The sequence below is a fragment of the Nostoc sp. genome (genome assembly GCF_036917435.1).
Taxonomy (GTDB): Bacteria; Cyanobacteriota; Cyanobacteriia; order Cyanobacteriales; family Nostocaceae; genus Nostoc.
On sequence record NZ_JBALDM010000031.1, the window covers coordinates 123,913 to 142,074 of the forward strand.

The 18,162-nt window shown below is 41.7% G+C and carries 16 protein-coding genes; 6 read left to right on the forward strand and 10 right to left on the reverse strand.

Translation table 11 applies throughout. The features are described from left to right. The first annotated feature begins 205 nt into the window (after positions 1–205). The 5 genes from hpnJ to V7K98_RS13480 all read left to right on the forward strand — a co-directional run bounded on the left by hpnJ (position 206) and on the right by V7K98_RS13480 (position 5,254). Positions 206–1,666, forward strand: coding sequence for a hopanoid biosynthesis associated radical SAM protein HpnJ (gene hpnJ, locus V7K98_RS13460; protein WP_335022514.1), 1,461 nt, complete (start codon positions 206–208; stop codon positions 1,664–1,666). A gap of 216 nt (positions 1,667–1,882) precedes the next feature. Further along, the gene (hpnI, locus tag V7K98_RS13465) at positions 1,883–3,040 is read left to right on the forward strand and encodes a bacteriohopanetetrol glucosamine biosynthesis glycosyltransferase HpnI (protein WP_335022516.1); all 1,158 of its coding nucleotides are present in this window, start codon (positions 1,883–1,885) and stop codon (positions 3,038–3,040) included. Continuing rightward, positions 3,033–3,929, forward strand: coding sequence for a hopanoid biosynthesis-associated protein HpnK (gene hpnK / locus V7K98_RS13470; protein ID WP_335022518.1), 897 nt, complete (start codon positions 3,033–3,035; stop codon positions 3,927–3,929). Before hpnI ends, hpnK begins: the two co-directional genes overlap by 8 nt. Positions 3,930–3,956: 27 nt before the next feature. After that, positions 3,957–4,220 carry a type III-B CRISPR module-associated Cmr3 family protein gene (locus tag V7K98_RS13475; RefSeq protein ID WP_335022830.1) on the forward strand — a complete coding sequence of 88 codons (264 nt, stop codon included), beginning with the start codon at positions 3,957–3,959 and terminating at the stop codon, positions 4,218–4,220. A gap of 104 nt (positions 4,221–4,324) precedes the next feature. Then, positions 4,325–5,254 carry an NmrA family NAD(P)-binding protein gene (locus V7K98_RS13480; RefSeq protein WP_335022520.1) on the forward strand — a complete coding sequence of 310 codons (930 nt, stop codon included), beginning with the start codon at positions 4,325–4,327 and terminating at the stop codon, positions 5,252–5,254. Between the two features lie 524 nt (positions 5,255–5,778). Here the strand turns inward: V7K98_RS13480 and ylqF are convergent. The 4 genes from ylqF to rocD form a co-directional block, all read right to left on the reverse strand. Continuing rightward, positions 5,779–6,660 carry a ribosome biogenesis GTPase YlqF gene (ylqF, locus tag V7K98_RS13485; protein WP_335022522.1) on the reverse strand — a complete coding sequence of 294 codons (882 nt, stop codon included), beginning with the start codon at positions 6,658–6,660 and terminating at the stop codon, positions 5,779–5,781. Between the two features lie 96 nt (positions 6,661–6,756). Then, a complete protein-coding gene (locus V7K98_RS13490; RefSeq protein WP_335022524.1) occupies positions 6,757–7,143 on the reverse strand; it encodes a VOC family protein in 387 nt (128 codons plus the stop codon). Between the two features lie 233 nt (positions 7,144–7,376). After that, entirely contained in the window at positions 7,377–8,420 is a 1,044-nt protein-coding gene (locus V7K98_RS13495; protein ID WP_335022526.1) for a 1,9-bis(guanidino)-5-aza-nonane synthase, read from the reverse strand. Between the two features lie 298 nt (positions 8,421–8,718). Beyond that, positions 8,719–9,969, reverse strand: a complete 1,251-nt coding sequence (gene rocD, locus V7K98_RS13500; RefSeq protein WP_335022527.1) for an ornithine--oxo-acid transaminase — start codon at positions 9,967–9,969, stop codon at positions 8,719–8,721. Between the two features lie 587 nt (positions 9,970–10,556). On the opposite strand from rocD, the gene V7K98_RS13505 reads away from it, so the two are divergent. Continuing rightward, entirely contained in the window at positions 10,557–10,730 is a 174-nt protein-coding gene (locus V7K98_RS13505; protein WP_335022529.1) for a hypothetical protein, read from the forward strand. A gap of 525 nt (positions 10,731–11,255) precedes the next feature. Here the strand turns inward: V7K98_RS13505 and V7K98_RS13510 are convergent. From V7K98_RS13510 to V7K98_RS13535, 6 genes are all read right to left on the reverse strand, one after another. After that, positions 11,256–12,344, reverse strand: a complete 1,089-nt coding sequence (locus V7K98_RS13510) for a sensor histidine kinase (RefSeq protein ID WP_335022531.1) — start codon at positions 12,342–12,344, stop codon at positions 11,256–11,258. Positions 12,345–12,349: 5 nt separating this feature from the next. After that, positions 12,350–13,060 (reverse strand): response regulator transcription factor, encoded by a 711-nt coding sequence (locus tag V7K98_RS13515; protein ID WP_335022533.1) that lies wholly within the window; start codon positions 13,058–13,060, stop codon positions 12,350–12,352. A 185-nt stretch (positions 13,061–13,245) separates the two neighbouring features. Beyond that, positions 13,246–13,941 (reverse strand): LabA-like NYN domain-containing protein, encoded by a 696-nt coding sequence (locus V7K98_RS13520; protein ID WP_335022535.1) that lies wholly within the window; start codon positions 13,939–13,941, stop codon positions 13,246–13,248. A 599-nt stretch (positions 13,942–14,540) separates the two neighbouring features. Further along, on the reverse strand, positions 14,541–15,620 hold the full coding sequence (locus tag V7K98_RS13525) for a fatty acid desaturase (protein ID WP_335022537.1): 1,080 nt from the start codon (positions 15,618–15,620) through the stop codon (positions 14,541–14,543). 279 nt (positions 15,621–15,899) lie between these two features. After that, positions 15,900–16,952: a fatty acid desaturase gene (locus tag V7K98_RS13530; protein WP_335022539.1), complete on the reverse strand. Its 1,053-nt coding sequence runs from the start codon at positions 16,950–16,952 to the stop codon at positions 15,900–15,902. Between the two features lie 378 nt (positions 16,953–17,330). Continuing rightward, positions 17,331–18,152, reverse strand: coding sequence for an acyl-CoA desaturase (locus V7K98_RS13535; RefSeq protein ID WP_335022541.1), 822 nt, complete (start codon positions 18,150–18,152; stop codon positions 17,331–17,333). Positions 18,153–18,162: the final 10 nt, after the last annotated feature.

Here is an 18,162-nt window from a genome sequence, read left to right on the forward strand (position 1 = left end):
TTATAGAATTATAGGTCAAGCAGAACTCGATGGGTTCATCGCAAACCTTGCCCAGGCGATCGCAATTTGGGCGAAGTAGCGTGCATGGAAGGTTAGCAGTCGGTTAGATAGGCGGATTTGCCGAGAGCAAACTAAATTGTTGTAGATTCAAATAAAATATGTGAGATAGGTAACTATCTTGCTCAAATATTAAGAAGAGATATCAGTGAAGACAACGCTATTCCTCAATCCTCCTTCCTTCGATGGGTTTGATGGCGGTGCTGGTTCCCGATACCAAGCCAAGCGGGAAATTACATCGTTTTGGTATCCCACATGGCTAGCGCAACCTGCGGCGCTTGTACCTGGTAGTAAGCTGGTAGATGCGCCACCACATGGTCAGACTGTGGACGATGTGCTGAAAATAGCTAAAGATTACGAATTAATTATCATGCACACTAGTACACCATCACTAGGTAATGATGTTAATTGTGCGGAAGCTATTAAAGCTGCGAATCCAAATGTACAGATTGGTTTGGTGGGCGCTCATGTGGCAGTCTTACCAGAAGAGACTTTACGGGATAACCAAGTTATTGACTTTGTGTGCCGCAATGAATTTGACTATACCTGTAAAGAACTAGCAGAAGGTAAACCCTGGGAAGAAATCAAAGGACTAAGTTACCGCGATCGCTTTTCACAAATCCGCCATAATGAAGAGCGTCCGTTAATTCATGATTGGGATGCTATGCCTAGTGTCCTGCCAATTTACGCAAGTGATTTAGATATTACTAAGTATTTCATTGGTTATCTCCAACATCCTTATATTTCGTTTTACACTGGACGCGGTTGTCCGGCAAAATGCACCTTTTGTCTTTGGCCGCAAACAATTGGCGGTCATCTCTACCGCCACAAAAGCCCAGAGGCTGTAGGACGAGAGATGACACAAGCCAAAGCCATATTTGGCAACAAGGTGCAGGAATATATGTTTGATGATGACACCTTTACCATTGATAAACATCGAGCGATCGCTATCAGTGAACACATGAAGCGGCTCAAGCTGACTTGGAGTTGCAATGCCCGCGCTAACCTAGATTACGATACCCTTAAACAACTACGTGATAACGGTTTGCGCTTGCTTCTAGTTGGGTTTGAATCTGGGAACCAAGATATTCTCAACCGGATTAAAAAGGGAATCAAGTTAGAAGTGGCGCGAGAATTTATGAAAAACTGCCACAAACTGGGAATTACTGTCCACGGAACTTTTATCATCGGTTTACCGATTGAAACTCAAGAAACTGTAGAAGAGACGATTCGGTTTGCTTGCGAACTCAGTCCCCATACTATTCAAGTTTCCATCGCCGCACCCTATCCAGGGACGGAACTTTATGAACAAGCCCAAGCTAACAGCTGGTTTAGCAACCAATATCTAGTAGCCAACTCTGGCATTCAAACTTCTACGTTGCAATATCCCACCTTTTCCAGTGCGGAAATTGAAGATGCCGTTGAACAAATGTACCGGAAATTTTACTTCCGTCCCAAAGCTATCATCCCCATTGTACGGGAAATGCTGACTGACCGCAAAATGATGGTGCGTCGTCTACGTGAAGGTGTGGAGTTCTTTGCCTACCTGAAGGAACGCCGGACTCAAGCGATCGCCAACGCACAATCTAATCAGGCGGCTGCGGTTTAAATATTGCCCCCTTGAAAACCGTCTCTTGATGCAGGTTAAATACCTGCTCAAGAAGAGATTTGCCAAACTTATTGGTTATCTGTAAACCTTCAAAATCACTCATGGGCGAGTAAAGTAACTGGTGATGCAGCCTCGGAAGCGATCGCTCTAGCACTAACAATTATGCAATCATCAGCTTCATCTCTAGAAAAAATTAGAATTTAAGCTGATTTTCAGATGATAATCATTAATGTTCTGCTGTTAGTACTGTGTCTATCGACTGTCTTATTTTATTGCTATGGAATTTATGCAGCGATAACTTTTTCCAGTGACCCCGATCTCATCGATCCTGAATTCCATCCGCCTCTTACCATTCTCAAGCCAATTTGTGGGCTAGATAGTTATACTTACGAAAATTTTGCCTCATTCTGCCAACAAAATTATCCAGAGTACCAGATGATCTTCGGTGTCTGCGATCCCGAAGACCCTGTTATAGAAGTTGTCAAGAAAATCATTCAGCAATTTCCAGATATAGATATTCATCTAGTGGTGAGCGACCGGATCATTGGCGCTAATCTGAAAGTGAGTAATCTGGCAAATGCTGTCGCCGCCGCTAAACATGAAATCTTGGTCATAGCTGATAGTGATATTCGAGTCGGGAGAGACTATTTACAACGAACCATTCAACCTCTCAAAGATTGCAAAGTTGGTGTTGTCACCTGTATGTATCGTTCTTTAGCACAAGGATGGGTAGCAACCTTGGAGGCGATTGCTACTGCTACAGATTTTCATGCAGGCCTTTTAGTCAGTAATCAATTGGAGGGGACAAAATTTGCCTGTGGTTCTACAATTATCATCCGTAAACAAGTACTCAAAGCAATCGGCGGATTTGAAACGATTGCTGATTATTTGGCAGACGACTTCCAACTCGGCTACCTACCAGGGAAAATAGGTTACAAGGTTGTGTTATCTAACTATGTAGTTGAGCATGTTTTGGGTACGACCACTTTAGCTGATGCTATTGCGCGTCAAATCCGTTGGATGCGTTGCATCCGCGTTTCTCGTCCTTGGGGTTATCTGGGATTGCTTTTTACTTACGGTACAGTTGCTAGCCTACTTTTGTTATTGACTACAAAAGGGTCAATAGTAGGATGGATGGGGCTTGTTATTACTTGGATGATGCGGTTACTAATGGGCTGGATAGTTGGGGTAAATATTCTCAATGATTTAAATACCAAAAAGTTTTTCTGGGTCATCCCTTTACGCGATTTGATTCAGTTTGCTATTTGGTGTTATGGCTTCCTTGGCAGCACTATTACATGGCGAGGACAGCAACTAAAGTTGACAAAAGGAGGTAAGTTAGTTTCTATTACAACACCAATGCCCAATGCCTAATACCCAAGGAATTAACATCTTGCGACCTCGTTTTGCTATTATCAACGGTGATGACTTCGGCTTCTCTAGCGGTGTCAATGAAGCGATTATTAAAGCACATAAACAAGGTATACTAACCAGTACTAGCCTGATGGTGAGCGGTGATGCGGCCGAGGAAGCGATCGCGTTGGCACATAATTACCCCAATCTAGCTGTTGGGTTACATCTAGTTTTGGTCTGTGGCCGGGCAGTCATGCCGCCTACCCAAATTCCTCATTTGGTTTCATCAAATGGGAACTTCCCAGATAGTCCCCTCAGAGCCGGGTTACGCTACCAATTCGACACCGCCACACGCTCAGAATTGCGGCAAGAAATCCGCGCCCAGTTGACCAAATTCAGCGATTCTGGGCTATCCCTTTCTCATGTAGATGGACATTTACATCTACACTCTCATCCCATCATACTAAGTATCTTGGTAGAGTTGGCACAGGAGTTTAATATTCAAGTTATCCGTCTGCCAAATGAAGAATTGGGGATGAGCCTGAAGCTTGATAGACGTAAGTTACTGACCAAGTTAGTTTGGTCGGGGGTGTTTACTCTCCTGCGCCGTTATGGTGAGACTTTGCTCGCATCTCATAATATTAATTACGCTAACCGCGTCTACGGGTTATTGCAAACTGGCAATATGACTGAGGAATATTTGCTCGGTCTAATACCTCAGATAGAGGCAGATTTAGTGGAGATTTATTCCCATCCCGCAATGGTTAATCCTAGTGAACCGTTGAATAATCCACCAGGAGCAGGTACAGTAGAACTCGCTGCCTTGTTGAGCGAACAAGTACGTCAAACACTTGCAGATAATGGCTTTGAATTAACCAATTATGTTAAAATTAGAAGAACGAATAGATAATGGATTAGCGATCGTCTATTTCCTTGGATTAAGGCTTCAGCGTTGGTTCGCTACCTTCTTGGGAGAAATTTAACTGACTCGGAAAATTTTCATTCTGACCCTTGGAGTATCCAAGTTTTACAGCACATTCAAATGCTAACAGGTAAGCGTCAGGTAAAAGATGAGGATGGTTCTTTTACTGAAGTTGCAGTCCGATTACATACTGGTTGGCAGCTAGCTGTTGCAGTCGATGCAGACATCGAGTCATCGGTTGTGCATTTGGGTGGTGAAGAGCAACTTGCGTTGTGTTAGAACGGAGTTCGTAACGCACGATTATTGAAGGTTAAGTGCCACAAATCGCTCTCTAGGTAAGGGTTTAAGGTTAATTTACATGAAGAACTCAAGAAGAAAAGAAAATGTCAAATTTCCCCGATCGCACAGATTCAAACACCGATAAAGTCTTACTCATAGGAGTTACTGGCGGTACAGGTGGAAATGTCGTTAAGGGATTTCTCGAACAAGGAGTTACCAACTTGCGAGTCATCACTAGAGAAATTGACCTTAATCGTCCAACTCTTGCAAGACTCAACGATGCCGGAGTTGAATTGGTAAAAGCTAACCTAGACGATGAAACCTCACTCATACGAGCCTTTACAGGAATTTTGGCTGTTTATTGCCACGCTACTTCTGGAGACTCTGCTAAAATTGATCCGCTAGAGGTGGAAAGAGCAAGGCGAGTTGCACAAGCTGCCAAACAAGCCGACATTAAGCACTTTGTTTACAATTCCGCAGGTGGGGCGGACAGAAATTCAGGAATTCCCCGCATTGAGCAAAAGTACCAAGTGGAGCAAATTTTCATTGAAGCTGGTTTACCGACTACCATGTTGCGAGCTTGCTTGTTTATGGAGGAGTTTTGGAAGAAGTACACACGACCTTCCATCCTCAAAGGTAGTTTCCCATTTTCCATTCAGCCAGACAAGCCCCTTCATTTAATTACAACCAAAGACATGGGCCGCGTTGCTGCTTACGTAATGAAACATCCTATCAAGTATGTTGGTCAAAAAATTGAGCTAGCTGGTGATGTGCTGACTCCAAAGCAGATGGCAGAGGCATTCTCGCAAGTGCAGGGGATGCAAGTTGTCTACAAAGAGACACCCGCCTGGATTTTCTTACTCTTGCTGCAAAAAGAACTGTTCGATTTGATTCAGTGGTATCGCAAACAAGGTTATCAAGCAGATGTCCAGGGTTTACGAGAAGAGGAGTTTCCTGGGCTTCTGACCACATTTAGGGAATTTCTGGCAGAAACCGACTGGGCAAATGCGGAACTCACCTACGAGAGTCTGTGAGTGGAATTTTACAGTGTAAGGTTTTCAAGTAAATTTTACGAAAAGAAGTAGGGATCTTTAGAATTGGGGGACAGTTTCGGGGCGGGAGCTGCGGAAAATTCGCCTTCATAATCCGCTTTCACCGAAACAGTGCTGAGTGCTGTACGCGAATAGCGGGGCGTTTAGCCCGTAACTCGGCAAAGAGAGAAAAAGTAATAATTGCACTTCATTTCAGAAGGTTTGAGAGCAACTGCTTAAAAGTCATGGAACAAAAATAAATATTTATTTCGTTAGCGTAGCGACGATCGCCTGGGTATTGTTCGTAGTGCTGGCTAGATTTTTGAGTGCCATGCCGATCAGCCGCAAACATTCTTGGGCATTTTTTTTGGCGGTTCAACTGCTAGCGATCGCAACTGCTTGTTCTGGTGTCTGCTCATAAGCCAGTACACCAGGAAAAGCAATCACTTCAGCTAGAAAGCGGGAGTGCCCAGACTTTTGAGTACTACTCGCCTGCTACTCAAAAACAGGCTGAAAATGCTTGTAATCTAGTTAGGAGGTAATTCTAAACTCATTTCACCGAACAATCCTTTGCGAAAATCTGTTAACAGTTGCCTTGCAGCACGCTCTACATCACCTTTGTAACGATGTTCGGCCAAGGCGTGTAAATAAGTATCTCCAGTGTCGGATGTCGAATCGAGTTGGTAACGCGACTGTAATGGTTTCTTTGGTAATAAATCTGTAGTTACAGCTTCCAAATAGTTGAATAAATCTACTAAGGCTGCTGCTACTAGCTGATTATCGTAAGATGCTTCACCGATATCATCACAAATAGCTAATTTCAATGCTGCATCTTGATCTTCTAACCTGATAGGGATGACACCAGGAGCATCTAGTAATTCCAAATGTTCGGAAATTCGTACCCATCGCAGTTGGCGAGTCACTCCAGGACGGGCTGCACTTTCCACTACTCGCCGTCCTAAAAGGCGGTTAATTAAAGCTGATTTACCAACGTTGGGAAAACCAATTACCACAGCCCGCACTGGACGAGGTAACATTCCGCGATCGCTTCTTCTTTGATTGAGTTCTACTCCGGCGGCTTGCGCTGCCTGCGCTACTTCTGTTATACCTTTACCGTGTTGAGCGTTGGTAAAATAAGGGACTTCACCTTGACGTTTAAACCAATCTATCCACAGCGATCGCATTCGCGGCGTAATCATATCTACTCGGTTAAGGATCAACACCCGTTTCTTACCCTCCACCCACTCGCCTATTTGGGGATGGTGAGTCGCTAAGGGAATCCGCGCGTCTCGTACCTCAAATACTACATCTACGCGCTTAAGCTGCTCTTTGAGCTTCTTTTCAGCTTTAGCAATGTGACCTGGATACCATTGAATCAGATTTAATCTATAGTTTTGAGTTATAGCCATAATTTATGATTAACTACCAATTACTTATTATCACTAATATTAAAGGGACTGGGGATTAGGGGAGAATAATAACTCCAAACTCTTGTACAGAGGCGATTAATCGCGTCTCTCCTCTTTGGCTTGATGTAAAATCAGACGATTGCCATCGGGATCATAGGCATAAATTTCTCTGCCGTGGGAAGCAATGGAAATCTTCCCTGGTGGGGGATAGCCTAAAACTGTTAGATGAGCGATCGCATCTTCTAAGTTACTGACCTCTAAACACAAACTTATCTTACTTTTGCTGACAGCTTCAAATTCCGATTCGTTTGTGTTCTTGGGTTTAAAAATACCTAATCGCATACCAACCAAACTAAACTCAGCATAGACATTCGGAACCAAAATAACTGGTTTTTGCTCCAGCAATTTAGTATAGAAATTCATTAAAGTCTCGCAATTAACCGATGCTATAGCGACAAATGCATTGGTGTACTTAAAAACCATATTTGTTTATCGCCTTTGAAGTTGCAACTTAAATAGCATACGCATTTATGGTTAAGTAAGTGGGTCAAATTACAGCGTATTGCGGGTAAATTAAGTACACGGGTAGGGGCACAACATATTGTGCCCCTACAATGATCTCAGCAAAATGAAGGAGAGTAAAGCCCGCTACAGGTAATATTTTGAGATTATTGTTTGTCTGTGACAGGGGGGTAAATTTACCCACCTAAAAATTTCTACACAGTCGCTACCTTGGATTGAGGTTTAGTGAATAACTCAGCTAAACGATGCGGTTGGCGATCGCGCCAGTTACCCTTATGATATGCATACCCCGCAATTAACGGGAACGCCACAGTCGCTTCAGAAAATACCATCTGTTCGGTAGCTTTATCTACCTTTCCCCAAGAATGAGCTTCTTTGAGAGTAGAACCAGATAAAGCCCCATCCCGCTCATCGGCGACGGTAACTTGAATTGTATACTTGTGCATACTCGTTTCAAATCCCAGCATTTCCGCAGCTACCACCGTATCTTGAGCGAAGTTTTTCGGCACACCACCACCAATCATTACCAATCCGGTGTAATTAGAAGCTAGTTTGCACTGCGTCAATTCCCTGAAGTCTCGCACCGAGTCAATGGTTACATGAGATTCTGGAGAATTCCATTGGTGATGCACTAAACCAAACCCAGCAGAACAATCACTAAAAGCGGGGACAAAAATTGGTACTTGGTGTTGATAAGCGGCTTGCACCACAGATTGTCCATAGTTACCTCGACGTTCTAAATAAGCCGCCATCTGCTCAATAAATTCCCTTGAGGAATAGGGACGGTTATCTAAAGTCTCGGCGATTTCTGCGATCGTCATGTCACATACCCGCAGTTGATCTTCATCAATGTAGGTGTCATATATGCGGTCTATCCGTTGCTGTCTTAGCACTTCATCATCTGCAAAGGGATCGCCGACATAATGACGATAACCCAATGCTTCAAAGAAATCTTGGTCAACGATGTTAGCGCCAGTAGACACGATCGCATCTACCATATTGTGAGTAATTAAATCGTGGACTATTCCCTTAAGTCCAGCACTAAACAAAGACCCAGCTAAACACAAAATAATCGTACATTCTTTATCTTGCAGCATTGCATCATAAATTTTTGCTGCTCGTCCTAAATTTCGACCTTGGAAAGCTGTCTTACCCATAGCTTCCACTAAGCCAACAACATCGAAAGCTTTGATGTCAATTGGTTGAACGGTCTGTTGCAAAAGTTCTTCACGATTCATGGTAGATTGTCCTTTTTATTGAAAATAAAAGTTATACGGTCTGCACAGCGACTACAAGGCAAAAAGCCTATGGTATAAGACTTCTTTGTTTTGCCTTTTTACTTTTTACTTTTGCCTTCTTGTACTAGGCGCTTCGCAGTGGTCGTACCAGGACAAACCGGGATCGGATTGCCGTCTTTTATTTAACTTGACGTGCAAATCCCAGATACTCATGAGTTGGATAAAACGATTGATTAATTTTGCTACTAATGACTTTTCAAACACTACAGTATAACCATCATACTCAATTTACGCCAAACTAACAACTGGTTGTCAAAACTTTCTCAATTTTCTCTAATGCCCAATCTATTTCATCTTGGGAAATAACCAAAGGTGGAGCAAAGCGAATGACATTATCTCTAGTTTCTTTAGCTAATAATCCCTCTTTAGCTAAGGCTTTACAAAAACGTCTAGCACCACCAGCTTCGGGGTACAATTCCATGCCAATTAATAAACCTTTGCCACGCACTTCCTTGATATATGGACTCTCAATTGATTGTAATTTTTTCAGAAAATACTCCCCTAGTTGTAAGGCTTTTTCTGACAACTTTTCTTCAATAATTACATCAAGGGCTGCAATTCCAATGGCAGCAGCTAATGGATTTCCGCCAAAGGTACTACCATGATCTCCTGGCTGAAATACACCCATGACTTCCTCTGTCGAAATAAAAGCAGAAATGGGATAAAATCCCCCAGATAAGGCTTTCCCTACAGTTATGCCATCTGGTTTAACATCCTCATATTGATGGGCAAACATTTTGCCAGTGCGTCCCAATCCTGTTTGAATTTCATCAAAAACTAGTAATACATTATGATGGCGACAAATTTGTTCTGCTTGCTTTAAAAACCCATTAGGAGGAACAATAATACCCCCCTCACCCTGAATTGGTTCTACCAAAAAGGCAGCAGTGTTAGGAGTAATCGCTTTTTCTAATGCATCAGCATCACCAAAAGGAATAACTTTAAATCCGGTCGTTAAAGGCCCAAACCCATCTTGATATTGTTCTTCTGTGGAGAAACTAATCAAACTAATAGTGCGTCCAGAAAAATTATTACTACAAACAATAATTTCTGCCTGATTTTCTGGTACTCCTTTTACTTTATAAGCCCATTTACGAATGGCTTTAATAGCAGTTTCCACAGCTTCGGCTCCCGAATTCATGGGTAGCACTTTGGGTAAACCAGAAATTTGAGAAAGTTTCTCATAAAATATTCCTAACTGGTCATTACGAAAAGCTCTAGAAGTTAAGGTGACTTTCTGAGCTTGTTCAATCATGGCTGCTAGAATTTTAGGATGACAATGACCCTGATTTAATGCTGAATAAGCGGAAAGAAAATCCAGATATTTTTTACCTTCTATATCCCATATCCACACTCCTTCTCCTTTGGTGATGACTACATCTAAAGGATGGTAATTATCAGCACCATATTGCTGTTCTAGTTCAATATAATCCTGGGTATTCATAGTGTTGAAATTGGGAATTCCCAGAGTTAAGTTCGTTGCTTGCATATTTACTCCTGATAGTTATGAGAGGTTGAAATCAAACTAGAAAACATCTGAAACATTACCAGTCAAATGAAATATTCAACAGGTAAGCTGAAAATACTTTAATTTGCATCCTCAAAAAAATAAATCTCTTGTGGGGTGGGCATCTTGCCCGCCCTAGCTGTGCAAATTAAATGCACGACAGCTTATGAGCATAATTTGAAAAAATCCCGCTTTGTTCTTCGTTTTATAGTTCCCAATTCCTGGTTACTATTTACATGAGAGCAAAGACTCCACTCCCAAGATTAGTCAGTAATGCCAAATCCAAGCGTTATTATGTAGTGCTGATTGATTTTCTCTAAATATCTAAAATAGCCAGTAATTATTGACCAGATATTTACTCATCTTTCAGACACGCAACTTGTGTAGGACATCTTGTGCCTACTTTTAGTGAAGAAAACCAGTTGCCCATTCTGTCTGAATGTAAAATTTTGCTGGCATAAAAACCGAATGTATAGACTATAACATTTCTAATGTTAATGTAGACTATCATTAAATTCCCAAACTCTCAATGCTGGGGTAGGGGATGAAAATGTCGAAGATTATTTCATGTGTCCCATGACTACTCCAATCAGCTACGCTGGACGGTTACGCCATTGCTGCTCGGTAAACTGCTGTATCAAGACCGTACTAATTGCAACTTCAGCAACTTGAGTCAAGTAGAAGTCTGGCGATCGCACCAATACGGTCAATACGGTTCAGTTAACGAAATCATAAAGGACTGAGTAGTTTTTTTATTTACTCAGCACTCAGCACTCAGCACTCATCACTGAGTGTTGTAAAAAACTAGAATCTATGACTATAGATTTGGTCAGTCTTGGGAACGATTTTGAGGGAACAGATAAGCGATCGCAGCGTACCCCGAAACACTGAGCAAACTAACCAAAAAAGTAGCCAAAATAAAAGTAGACATACGTCATTCTACCCAAATGCCAAATAATCTTTATATTCCATACAATTCCAAAATCTTGGCATCGATCAAAAAACAAGATTTTGGATCAACCTGCTTTAGTTAAGTCTCGATCCTTTCTACCCCTCTTTTTTAAGGAGGGAATAAAGCCCCCCTCTTTTTAAGGGGGGTTGGGGGGATCTTCCGAAGCAAAATATCACTAACACCAAGCAGAGTGAATTTTGGATACTTTTAAATTAGCAATTAGGTATGACACAGCCGTGAACAGCTTGTGTCAATGCCTTGTATATCAATGGTTTTCCAAAAAGAAGCAATATATAAATTTCAACCCCCTGTCCCCTTAAGCCAAAGGTAGAAAAAACCGAAACGTACTCCCAACTCCCAACTCGCTTTCTACCTGAATGTGACCGCCTTGTAATTCAATCAAACGATGGGAAATAGTTAAACCAATACCCGTACCTCCCGAATGGCGATCGCGCGACTGATCGGCTCGCCAGAAACGCTCAAACAGATGGGGCAAATTTTCTGGGGCAATACCAATACCTGTATCTATAACTGCGATCGAGAGAAGAGAAGCTTCAGTCCCAACACGAATGGTAATTGAACCTTCGTTAGTGTAACGCACCGCATTACCAAGCAGATTAACCAAAATCTGTTCTGTGCGGTCAATATCCGCCAATACAAGAGGTAGCACAGATGGGCATTGTAAGAGCAAGACTGGCCCATCTTCCAAAAGTTGATCCGTGAATTTCTCCACTAATGACTCTAACAACGGACGCAGATTTACCCGTTGGATATTAATTGGCAAATAGCCAGCTTCTGCCTTAGACAGTTCTTGCAAATCGTTCACCAGCCGCTCTAAGCGCCTAGTTTCTTTAGCTAAACGCCGATAAATCTCAGGAGACGCTTCAATTTCCCCATCAGCCAGTTCTTCCAAGTAACCGCGCACAACTGTTAACGGTGTCCGTAATTCATGAGTCATATCTCCAATTACCTCTCGCCGCCGCGTTTCCACCCCTTCTAAACTAGCTGCCATCCGGTTGAAACTAGCACCTAGTCCATTCAGTTCTGGAATATCAGACATAGGTAATCGTGCATCCATCTGGCCAGCAGCAAACTTTTGGGTGATTTGTTCCATCTCCGTCAAGCGCTGCATAATTCGTCTGGAAACCCAGTAACTCAGTCCTCCGGCGGCGGTAGTGCCAACTAAAACTGACCAAAGAGTGCTTCGCTGCCAAGCAAGCTCAAATCCTGCAACCAATTCAGTCCGAACATCAATTAAGTCGAACCCCTGATTTTCTAATCGTTCCAAATGCAGTACAAATAAACGGGGGGAAGAGATTTTGCTAATGCTAACTAGACTTGCTACCCCCACAATCATCACTACTAAGTGGGAGAAAAATAGGCGCGTTCTCAGCCCCATTTTCATAATATTTACGCTACCGCAGGATCTTCAAATTTATAGCCCACCCCAACAACAGTTTTAATAAAAGTGGGAGTTGCTGAATCAGGCTCAATCTTTTTTCGTAACCGAGCTACATGAGTATCAACCACTCGTTCATCGCCGAAAAAGTTATCTCCCCAAAGTTTATCAATTAGTTGAGTGCGGTTCCAAACTCGACCAGGATTACTGACAAAGGTGGTTAGCAAGTTAAATTCTAGGGTAGTTAAGTCTAAAATTTCAGGTTGCTGAGAATCCATTTGACGACTGGCAGTGCGCTGATCTACATCGACGATAAAGTGTTGAGTGCGATTGACTTGATGTTGTCCGCCTTGGCGCAGGCTACGCCGCAATAGTGCCCGTACCCTAGCTACCAACTCTCTAGGGCTAAAGGGTTTAACCATGTAATCATCAGCACCAGTAGATAGACCAATCACGCGATCGATTTCCTCACCCTTAGCTGTAAGCATCAAAATGTAAGGATCTTTTGCACCTGGTTTCTGGCGAATTCTGGCGCAAACTTCCAACCCATCCAAACCAGGAATCATTAAATCTAGAATGATTAAATCGGGTGGTTGCTCCTGAAACATCCGCAAAGCATTCACCCCATCGCGGCTAATGCGACAAAAAAATCCTTCTTTCTCTAAAGATAATTGAATTAAATGAGCAATTTCTGGTTCATCTTCAACTATTAAAATATCCATTTCAATTCATCACAAAACTTGGAGTTAACAAGGGGATTTTGCCCCTTGTTAAAAGTAGGCAAACTTCTATAGCGGTTCCCACTCAGATGCGGTACAACACTATATCGCGGGGTGTAAGGGCACGGCACTGCCGTGCCCCTACGGGTATACCTCACGCTTGTTGGTAAATGCTATACCAGAGTGGATTAAAGGTTTGAATTTGATGGCGTGCGATAACTATAGCCAAGATTAGAATCTTTTTGAATGTGTGTTTTAATACTGTCGAGGTCAATGAAGCAGTCAGCGACATCAATCAAGCTTTCACTAGTACTAGTTTGTAGACTCACCACTTCCACTCTAACCCCCATTCTGCTAACAGCGTTCACAGCATAAGCTAGATCGCCATCTCCACTAACTAAGACCCCAGTATCATAATAAGGAGCTAAAGTTAGCATATCTACAGCAATTTCTACGTTCAGATTTGATTTTTTGAAGTTCTCTGCTGGTTGCATGATATCTTTAGCTACTACACGATAGCCATTACGACGCATCCACAATAAAAAACCCTGTTGCTTTTCATTGCTGATATCAACCCCCGTATAGAAGAAAGCACGCAACAGTCTTGAACCATTAGTTAAATGACAAAGCAATTTAACGTAGTCAATTTCTATACCAAGTTGTAAAGCTGTATGAAATAGGTTTAAACCATCAATAAAAATAGCAACTCGACCACGATTCAAGTTATTGACAATCGAACTATCAGTTACTGTATCTTGTATTTTAGGATCTTTACCTTTGACTGTAGTATCATTCAAATTTTGCCCTTGCCAATGTGGTTTAGCCTTGAGTATTTTAGGTTCTTTAAATTCATTTCTATGTTTGCTAAAATTAGTTATAATCATTGATACCTCTGATTTTAAAGATGGAAAAAGTTTTGGGTAAATTATCTATAGTATAGTCTGTGCTAATTTATAACCCTAGCAGGTAATGGTCTTTAATCACTACATGCAAATAAAGTTAACTGGCACTAAACAGGATTTAAAGTAGGCAGATGAAGGGTTTGTCACTTTTCTGAGAGTTGGGTTGACGATATATTGCTTCTGTCCACAGATATGTTAATCTTTACCCACCAATACAGCAAGAGTTTGGAGAAAATAAATCTTACTGTAAGATTAGGGGCAAGAATCCGCAAATTTAATCTATATATTTTATTTTAGCTCTTGATTTAATAAGCTTACAGCCAGAAAGTTGAGAGTTACCGCAGTCTAAGGACGCTGAAATACTGACAGACTAATAATGTAATATGCGATGCCTGCGGCGGGCTACGCCAACGCTCCTCAAACTCCTCAAAAGGTAAGTTTTCTGAAGATATTTAAGTAATCTTAAATTCAATTCTTATAAAAGTTTATGTGAATGAGGAAGGTTAAACGGTCAATAGTCAGAAACCACTGACGAAAATAGCAGATTCCCGACTTCTTAAAAGAAGTCGGGAATCTAAGTCTTAGTCTTTAGCCAACTGATTAGTAGATGTGTAGTAAACCTTACCACCAGTATCAGGTACAAAATGGCACGTGATACATGAATTCCATAATGACTTCCAAATAGGTTCTTCCGATTTGTGGAAATACTCACCCATCACTGGTTTGATTGCCTCAGTTGCCTTCAGCAAATTGTAGTGAGGGATGTTAAGGAATATATGGTGAGCAACATGAGTACCAATATCGTGATGGATATGATTAACCAAACCATAATCACGATCAATACTAGAAATTGCACCTTTCAGGAAAGTCCAATCTTCTCCACGATACCAGGGAATCTCTGGCTCAGTGTGGTGCAAGAATGTTACCAAATCTAGCCAAACTATGAACACAAGATAGGGTACAGCGTAATATTTCAGCAACCACATCCAGCCCCATTGATAGGTGAGGAAACCCAGTAACCCTACCATCCCAATCAAAAGGACAGTACTAGTGAGAACATCCCATTTTTCCGATGGTTTGAACAGCGAACTGCTGGGCAAAAAGTGGGAGCCTTCTTTATTAGGAGAACGCTTAAACAGATACACAGGATAAGCGAATAGAAAGGCATAATATCTGCCTATCTTTTGTGCTAGAGGCATCTCCTTATATTGTGATTCAGTCACAGGATACCAACTTTCATCGTTATCGATATTGCCAGTATTTTTGTGATGAGTTGTGTGACTAATCCGCCAACCATGATAAGGAACAAGTATTGGTGTGTGAGAAAGATGTCCAATCAAATCATTCAGCCATTTATGCTTAGAAAAAGATTGGTGTCCGCAGTCATGCCCAACTACAAACAACGCCCAAAACATCGTTCCTTGCATTAGCCAGAAAATCGGAAAGAAAAGCCAAGAATCTAAGTAAGAAGCTGCTGCATAAAGCAGACTGATAATCAGGATGTCACGAAAAAAGTAAAAAAGTGATTTTGTCACATTTGGCTGAAAGCATTCAGCAGGGATTGCAGCTTTTAAATCCCCAAGTGTGAAAGGTAATTTAGTCGTATTTTCAGACTTTTCACGGCTAGCAGAATCGTTGAATGTGATGATGTTTGATGACACTGGATTCTTTTGATTGGATATAAATCGGAACTAACAAGGCAAAAGTAAAAAAGATATGCTCTGAGAACAACTAAATTTATTCAGCGAAATTATCTTTTTACTTTTTACTTTTCAACTTTAGGATGCCCACAATCTAAGCGATCGCTAACACACAAGAAGATAATTTCTGGCAATTTATCTAAAATTTTCCTCAGTCAACAATTGCCAGATTCTATTTAAACACAGCATGATAAACGCTCTCGTTGGTTCAAGAGCGTGAGTGTATAATCACAGCGCTATCTATTGCCCTGTATAATGTTCGTTAAAAGTTTTATAACCAACGTCAGTTGTATACAGTTGACACTCGTCTGTAATCTGTTTCATTAAAGGCCAAGAAAACTGACACTCATCATGGAGATAATTCGCCCAATTTTCTTTGATGCTGCTGTAAGCTAGCCGCAAATTATATGAAGGAATAGCAGTGGAAATATGATGAGGGACATGAACATTGATATCGTGGCAAAGGATTTCTACCCAACGTGGATAATCGCAATGGATAGTGCCAGCTAACTGTGCTAGAGCTTCGTTCCACTTGTTCGTTGTCGCAAAAGGAACATCTGCGGCAGTATGGTGAACAATAGTAAAAGTACTCATCCAAAAATGGTAAATCATCCAGGGTACTAGCCAAAACTTGACAAATCCCCAGATACCAGTTGTGGCGATGAGAGTTGGGAAAGCGATCGCACCAAACACAACCACTACAGCCACAGAAAGCTTGATACTCGATTGGTCTTTAGTTTTAAAGTTCCGCCAATCAAAATGCACAACAGCCCAATGTCCAATGGAACCTACCCACCAGAGGCGTTTACGCATGAACAGTTCAAAAGCAGACTGCCGAGTTTTATCCCAATTTTCAAACACTTCTGGTCTGATTGGATGCCAAGCATTATCCTCTTCTAGCTTGTTGGTATGAGCATGGTGATAATTATGCTTAATACGCCAACTGTGAAAGGGATAAATTAACGGCATCAGAAAGATATGCCCCACCAAATCATTTACCCAACGACGTTTGGCAAAAGACCTATGACCACAATCATGGGCAATTACAAAAAAACCTGTTAAGGCAGTACCTGTAAAAATCCAAGCTAGGGGCAAAAGAAACCAAGGAGTAATAATCAGGCTGTAATAACCCAAGGCAACCGCCAAGACACTGAGTATTACTTGTGTCCAAGCTTTGCGACGGTTTTGCTGAAAACATTCCCGTGGGAGGGATTTGACAATATCTTTGAGCCGGAAGTCGGAATTACCTGGCTCGTCACTTATTTTCTGGCTGTTAATTATTGATGTAGTCATGGACACCTGAAAAACAACACAAAGTCCTCCACCAAGTTACTTTTTAGTAACTTGCCGCAAAAATTCTTAATATTAGCGCTTTGGATTATAGCAATCTAACCGACACAAGCGCACCCGTAAATAGATTTTTGAAAAGTTAGAAGTGATGAGTTAGGAGTTTAGATTCTTAACTCACGCCTGATGTGAATTAGAAACGCTTCTTCTGGCATAAGATTTCTGTGTCTACCTCAAATCACGGTTTGAGAAAAATCGACGGCAAAATAAAATTCCAAAGCCTTATTCACATTAAGCATAATTCCAAACTTCTAACTCTTGTACAGACGCGATTAATCGCGTCTTTCTTGTACAGAACAGACGCGATTAATCGCGTCTCTACTCCTAACTCGTTTTTGTTGGGGCCAATTTTACATTAGTAGCCAAACCAACAGCTTGTAGCAATTGAACAGTCATCCAGGTTAAATCGATTTCCCACCATTCCAGCCCGTGACGAGCCGAGTATTGAAAGGCATGATGGTTATTGTGCCAGCCTTCACCGAAAACTAGTACGGCTACCCACCAGCAATTAGTCGATTTATCACCAGAATCATAGCTCCGATAGCCAAACTTATGAGTAGCGCTGTTTACCAACCAAGTGCAGTGGTAAACCCAGATAACACGAACAAAAATTCCCCAGATAACGAAAGGCCAGCCACCCAGATACAAAAGTAAGGCACCTAGAGCAATCTGGAGTAGAATGAAATATTTTTCTAAAAACTGATAAACTGGGTCTTCGGCAATATCTTTGGTGAAACGAGGAACGTCATCGTGGGAGGCGCAAAAATGAATTAGCCAACCCATGTGGCTCCACCAGAAACCTCTATTAGAATCATGGGGATCAGTAGGTGTATCAGAATTTAAATGATGGATACGATGTGTCCCGATCCACTCAATTGGGCCTCCTTCACAGGAGAGTGTCCCAAAGAAAACCAGAAGATATTCCAGCCATTTGGGAGTTTGAAAACTGCGGTGGGTAACAAGGCGGTGAAATCCTAAAGTAATGCCTAAACCACCAGTTATCCAGTACAGTAAGAAACCCACACCAACTGCCGTCCAGCTAAAGTTGCCAGGAACAAAGGCAAATAAAGCACCGATGTGCAGTGCAATGAAAAACAGGGTATTAACCCAGTTAATTTTCGGTTCGGTTGAAGTAGCAATTGTCATGAAGTAACCT

What these genes read in the sequence shown, in the direction of transcription:
- hpnI (WP_335022516.1), top strand. Translation starts at nt 1,883, where the DNA reads ATGATAATCATTAATGTTCTGCTGTTAGTACTGTGTCTATCGACTGTC.
- hpnK (WP_335022518.1), top strand. Translation starts at nt 3,033, where the DNA reads ATGCCTAATACCCAAGGAATTAACATCTTGCGACCTCGTTTTGCTATT.
- V7K98_RS13480 (WP_335022520.1), top strand. Translation starts at nt 4,325, where the DNA reads ATGTCAAATTTCCCCGATCGCACAGATTCAAACACCGATAAAGTCTTA.
- ylqF (WP_335022522.1), bottom strand. Translation starts at nt 6,660, where the DNA reads ATGGCTATAACTCAAAACTATAGATTAAATCTGATTCAATGGTATCCA.
- V7K98_RS13490 (WP_335022524.1), bottom strand. Translation starts at nt 7,143, where the DNA reads ATGGTTTTTAAGTACACCAATGCATTTGTCGCTATAGCATCGGTTAAT.
- V7K98_RS13495 (WP_335022526.1), bottom strand. Translation starts at nt 8,420, where the DNA reads ATGAATCGTGAAGAACTTTTGCAACAGACCGTTCAACCAATTGACATC.
- rocD (WP_335022527.1), bottom strand. Translation starts at nt 9,969, where the DNA reads ATGCAAGCAACGAACTTAACTCTGGGAATTCCCAATTTCAACACTATG.
- V7K98_RS13510 (WP_335022531.1), bottom strand. Translation starts at nt 12,344, where the DNA reads ATGAAAATGGGGCTGAGAACGCGCCTATTTTTCTCCCACTTAGTAGTG.
- V7K98_RS13515 (WP_335022533.1), bottom strand. Translation starts at nt 13,060, where the DNA reads ATGGATATTTTAATAGTTGAAGATGAACCAGAAATTGCTCATTTAATT.
- V7K98_RS13520 (WP_335022535.1), bottom strand. Translation starts at nt 13,941, where the DNA reads ATGATTATAACTAATTTTAGCAAACATAGAAATGAATTTAAAGAACCT.
- V7K98_RS13530 (WP_335022539.1), bottom strand. Translation starts at nt 16,952, where the DNA reads ATGACTACATCAATAATTAACAGCCAGAAAATAAGTGACGAGCCAGGT.
- V7K98_RS13535 (WP_335022541.1), bottom strand. Translation starts at nt 18,152, where the DNA reads ATGACAATTGCTACTTCAACCGAACCGAAAATTAACTGGGTTAATACC.